At 32.1% G+C, this 4,175-nt stretch carries 5 protein-coding genes; all 5 read left to right on the top strand.

The window, feature by feature from the left end:
• Positions 1-10 precede the first annotated feature (10 nt).
• The 5 genes from PREDE_RS13275 to PREDE_RS13790 all read left to right on the top strand — a co-directional run bounded on the left by PREDE_RS13275 (position 11) and on the right by PREDE_RS13790 (position 3,862).
• Positions 11-940, top strand: a complete 930-nt coding sequence (locus PREDE_RS13275) for a replication initiation factor domain-containing protein (RefSeq protein ID WP_015310588.1) — start codon at positions 11-13, stop codon at positions 938-940.
• A 606-nt stretch (positions 941-1,546) separates the two neighbouring features.
• Positions 1,547-1,930: a MobC family plasmid mobilization relaxosome protein gene (locus tag PREDE_RS13265; RefSeq protein ID WP_015310586.1), complete on the top strand. Its 384-nt coding sequence runs from the start codon at positions 1,547-1,549 to the stop codon at positions 1,928-1,930.
• The gene (locus tag PREDE_RS13795) at positions 1,912-2,874 is read left to right on the top strand and encodes a relaxase/mobilization nuclease domain-containing protein (protein WP_015310585.1); all 963 of its coding nucleotides are present in this window, start codon (positions 1,912-1,914) and stop codon (positions 2,872-2,874) included. The genes PREDE_RS13265 and PREDE_RS13795 overlap by 19 nt, the downstream gene beginning before the upstream one ends.
• The gene (locus PREDE_RS13260) at positions 2,843-3,304 is read left to right on the top strand and encodes a DUF334 domain-containing protein (RefSeq protein WP_015310584.1); all 462 of its coding nucleotides are present in this window, start codon (positions 2,843-2,845) and stop codon (positions 3,302-3,304) included. The genes PREDE_RS13795 and PREDE_RS13260 overlap by 32 nt, the downstream gene beginning before the upstream one ends.
• 255 nt (positions 3,305-3,559) lie before the next feature.
• A complete protein-coding gene (locus PREDE_RS13790) occupies positions 3,560-3,862 on the top strand; it encodes a hypothetical protein (protein WP_100051356.1) in 303 nt (100 codons plus the stop codon).
• The last annotated feature ends 313 nt before the right edge of the window (positions 3,863-4,175 follow it).

Below are 4,175 nucleotides of genomic sequence, written 5' to 3'. Positions count from 1 at the left end.
TCGATTTTTTATGACTGAAAAAAATCATTCAAATTACTTACAAAATAAGGATTTAGACAATTTTTCTAAAACCGGCTACTCTAATAGCCGGTTAAGTGGTAATTTTTTTACCACCCCTCAACCAAATTTAAGTTTTGACGCTATGACAATTGTTGGAAATCTTAATAAAGATAATGCAGAACAATTATCAAAATTTATGAGTGTTGAGCCTCGATTTAGACTTTGGGATATTCTACAAACCAAATTCAAAGCTAAAGCACTTCAAGAAAAAGTATATATCGAATATGACAAAGTGAGAGCAGATAGTTGGGATAGACGTAATATGCGTGTTGAATTTAATCCTAATAAATTAACGTATGATGAAATGCTTTGGTTAAAACGCAATGTAATTAGCTACATGGAAGATGATGGATTTACAAGATTAGATTTGGCTTTCGATTTTGAAGAAGATTTAAGCGATTATTACACAATGACTGATAAAGCAGTTAAGAAAACTATATTTTATGGGCGTAATGGTAAACCAGAAACAAAATATTTTGGTGTACGTGATAGTGATAGATTCATTCGAATTTATAATAAAAAGCAAGAACGCAAAGATAATGCCGATATTGAAATTAATTCAGAACACTTATGGCGTGTAGAAATTGAGCTTAAAAGAAATATGGTTGATATGTGGAATAGCTGTTTTGATGATTTGCATATATTAAAACCTAATTGGACTGTACTAGAAAAAATAAAAGAGCAAGCAATGGTTTATATGTTAATTCATGAAGAAGATACATGGGGAAAACTTGAACGACATGCTAAATATAAATATAAAAACTTAATTAAAGAAATATCGCCAGTTGATTTAACTGAATTAATGAAATCGACTTTAAGAGAAAATGAAAAACAATTACAGAAACAAATTACTTTTTGGCAAAATGATTTTAGAATTTAAAATAATTTGGAGTGGTTGTTATGCTTTTTTCAGAAAGAAATTATGAACACGCAATATATAAAAAAATTGCTAGTAATATAATGAATTGTGCGGTAATTGCATGGATATTACTATTCATTTTGAATTCGATGTTTGATTGGACGTTTTTAGATTATATAAATACCTTTGTTAAAATTATATTTATAATTGGATTAATTATTGGTAGTATTCCAGACTTTTTAGAAAAAGATGGTAAAGGTATATTTTGGGATATTGTAATTATCCTAATTTTGATTTTTATATTATTTATACTTTGAATTTGAGTACATTAAATTTTATACACGAAGTGATCATAAAATTTAAAAACGAATGTGCGACCACCATTTTTGGTCGCTTGGGTTTAACGGTTTTGAACTATGAGTGGCTAGCATTTAAGCCACTCATTTTTTGCGTTAGCAAAAACATAAGGGGTATGGGGATATCCCCATCAAGCCGGTATTTTTAGAACGAAGTGGCTATAATATACGACGCTTGCCAAACCACATAATTACTTGATAAAATCTGGCTTACCCTGTAAGCTAGATTTATATTAAGTAATTTCTTTCGAAGAAAGCGTGGTGGGATTTGATGAGCGAACAAAATAACTTTGTGGCTAGCGACAAAACTGTTGGGCGAAACCAAAAACCCAACCGTAAGGAGCCGAAACAAATTAGTTTTCGTGTGAGCGAATCTGAATATTTAAAGTTAAGGCAATCTGCCGATACTTTAAATATGAGTGTGCCTAATTTCGTTAAGAAAAAGGCACAGGGTAGTCGATTGGTCGCACCTAAATTTGATAAAGAAACGCGACAATCGATAGCCAAAGATTTAAGTAAGTTAGGTGCAAATGCCAATCAGATTGCTAAATATTGTAATCAACATCAATATGACGCACCTAACTATCCAGCGTTAGAACGTAATATCAGTGAGTTACGTGAAAGGCTTGATGAGATATGGCAACAACTAAATTAGGTAATACCAAATCGGCAAGTCGAGCAATCAATTACGCAGAAAAGCGAGCAGAAGAAAAGAGTGGCTTAAATTGTGATATAGATTATGCGAAATCATCGTTTAAGCAAACTAGGGCGTTATATGGCAAAGAAAACGGTATTCAAGCTCATACAGTTATACAGTCATTCAAGCCTGGCGAAGTAACACCAGAACAATGTAATCAACTTGGCTTAGAACTAGCCGAAAAGATTGTACCTAATCATCAAGTGGCAATCTATACGCATACAGATAAAGAGCATGTACACAATCATATTGTAATTAATTCAATTGACCTTGAAACAGGACGCAAATATCAAAGTAATAAACAACAAAGAGATTTGGTTAAACAAGCCAATGACGATATTTGTCGAGAACATGGTTTGAGTGTGCCAGAACGAGATACGGCGAAATTGAGATACACACAAGCCGAAAAATCATTGATAGAGAAAGACCAATATTCTTGGAAAGATGATTTGAGAGAAAAAATAGAACATGCGAAAGAACATACAAGCGATTTTAAGAGCTTTTCAGAGTATTTAAAGGAATCAGGTATAGAATTTAAGGTAAGGGGCAAAAACGTCTCATATAAGCCGGAAAACGTAAATAAATGGGTACGTGGCAAAACCCTTGGACAAGATTACGATAAGGGGGCGTTAGAATATGAGTTTGAAAGACGAGAGAGAGAAGAAAAAGAATCAGAGCGAGACCCAGTCGCAGAGTACACAGACCAATTCGAAGTCGATTGGGACGCAGTCGAACACAACGCAGAGCAACTTAGAAAGACAAGAAATCGAAGAATTGAAAAAACAAAACAAGCTCATCATCAAGTATCTAACAGAGATTCAAGAGAATCAGAACGCACGAGAGAAAGACCAAAAGGAAATCACATCGAAATTGACAGGGGCGACGAAGGATTTTCGAGATAATGGCGTAAAGACACATAATGCTTTTATAAATATACTCAAAGAGAAATTAGATAAAGTCGATACAGATGAGTTAGCCAATATTATAGGCAGAGATATTTATAAGGTGCGTGATGAAAACGAACGAATGCTACAAGAAGTGCGATCATCACATGAAGAGTATCAAAAAAGAATTAAACTCATGTATCGTGGATTTGGAGCAATGTTATTAGTATTTATGCTATTTGCGTTAGTAATGACTATTGGCAGTGACTTTATGGACTTTATACACATAGATATATTACAAAAAGCAATAGCAAGCAAAATTAAAGCGTCTGAGGGCTTTATGACATTTATTTGGTATATTGCTTATGGATTACCTTATATTGTTGCGATAGGTGGTTTTATTTATCTTTATGAATGGATTAGAAAAAAATTCGAAGTCTTTTTCTAAGGATAAGCACGCTATTATGCCGAGAAAATCTATTTGTCGATGAGAGCCCTTAATTAGACTAAAAGCGCCAGCGGTCGGATAGCGTCAGCTATCAAATCGACCGATGGACAGTTTTAGGATTATTAAGGAGCGCAGAATCGTCGACAAATAGAGGAATTGGAATAATGCAATAAAATATAAAGATAAGGTAAATTATGTTATTAATGGCTCTAAACAATTTTTAAATAAACAAATCAGGTATAGGAGGTGTAATTTATGTTTAAGAAGTTTTTTACAATTAGTGTTGTTTTATTTGCAATTGATATGCTTTCGGTTGTATTTAAAGATTTGTTTTTACTTGGAGAAAAGACAACGACAATGAATGGATTTGTATTGTTTTTAACAATACTGTTTACTATCTCTATGATTGTAACAACATTTTTTTATTTTATTAGTAAAAAAAATCATAATACTGAAGAGTATAAAGGATTATATTTTACTGTTTTAATTTCTCTTCCGTTTGTATGGTTAATAGTTGGACATATTATAACTTCGCCTCTTCCATATATATTAAAATAGATATATATAACTATTTTGCTTTTAATTGCAAAATTTATAGAAAAATGAATTTGAGAAAAGAAGTTAAGGATAATGTTTAGATAAAAAAGACTTGATCAAATTAGACCAAGCCTTTTGATAGTGTTATATTAATAGCAAAATAAAAAAAGAAGTCGCCCACTCCCCGACCAAAGTTTGTGGAACGACAAATCCAAATATACTTAACTATGCTATTTGTTAATTTTGTATAATTAGATATTAAACGATATTTGATTATACTTCAACATTTACATTTGACGTTTGGTTGGACGACTTCTTAAAACAAATTAAGGAG

The organism is Prevotella dentalis DSM 3688, from assembly GCF_000242335.1.
GTDB classification, from domain to species: Bacteria; Bacteroidota; Bacteroidia; order Bacteroidales; family Bacteroidaceae; genus Prevotella; species Prevotella seregens.
The sequence above is the reverse complement of the archived record's forward strand: the minus strand, read 5'-3'. Positions and strand labels throughout refer to the sequence as shown.

Excerpts from the sequence above, each read along its gene's own strand:
- PREDE_RS13275 (WP_015310588.1), top strand. The coding sequence starts at position 11 with ATGACTGAAAAAAATCATTCAAATTACTTACAAAATAAGGATTTAGAC.
- PREDE_RS13265 (WP_015310586.1), top strand. The coding sequence starts at position 1,547 with ATGAGCGAACAAAATAACTTTGTGGCTAGCGACAAAACTGTTGGGCGA.
- PREDE_RS13795 (WP_015310585.1), top strand. The coding sequence starts at position 1,912 with ATGGCAACAACTAAATTAGGTAATACCAAATCGGCAAGTCGAGCAATC.
- PREDE_RS13790 (WP_100051356.1), top strand. The coding sequence starts at position 3,560 with ATGTTTAAGAAGTTTTTTACAATTAGTGTTGTTTTATTTGCAATTGAT.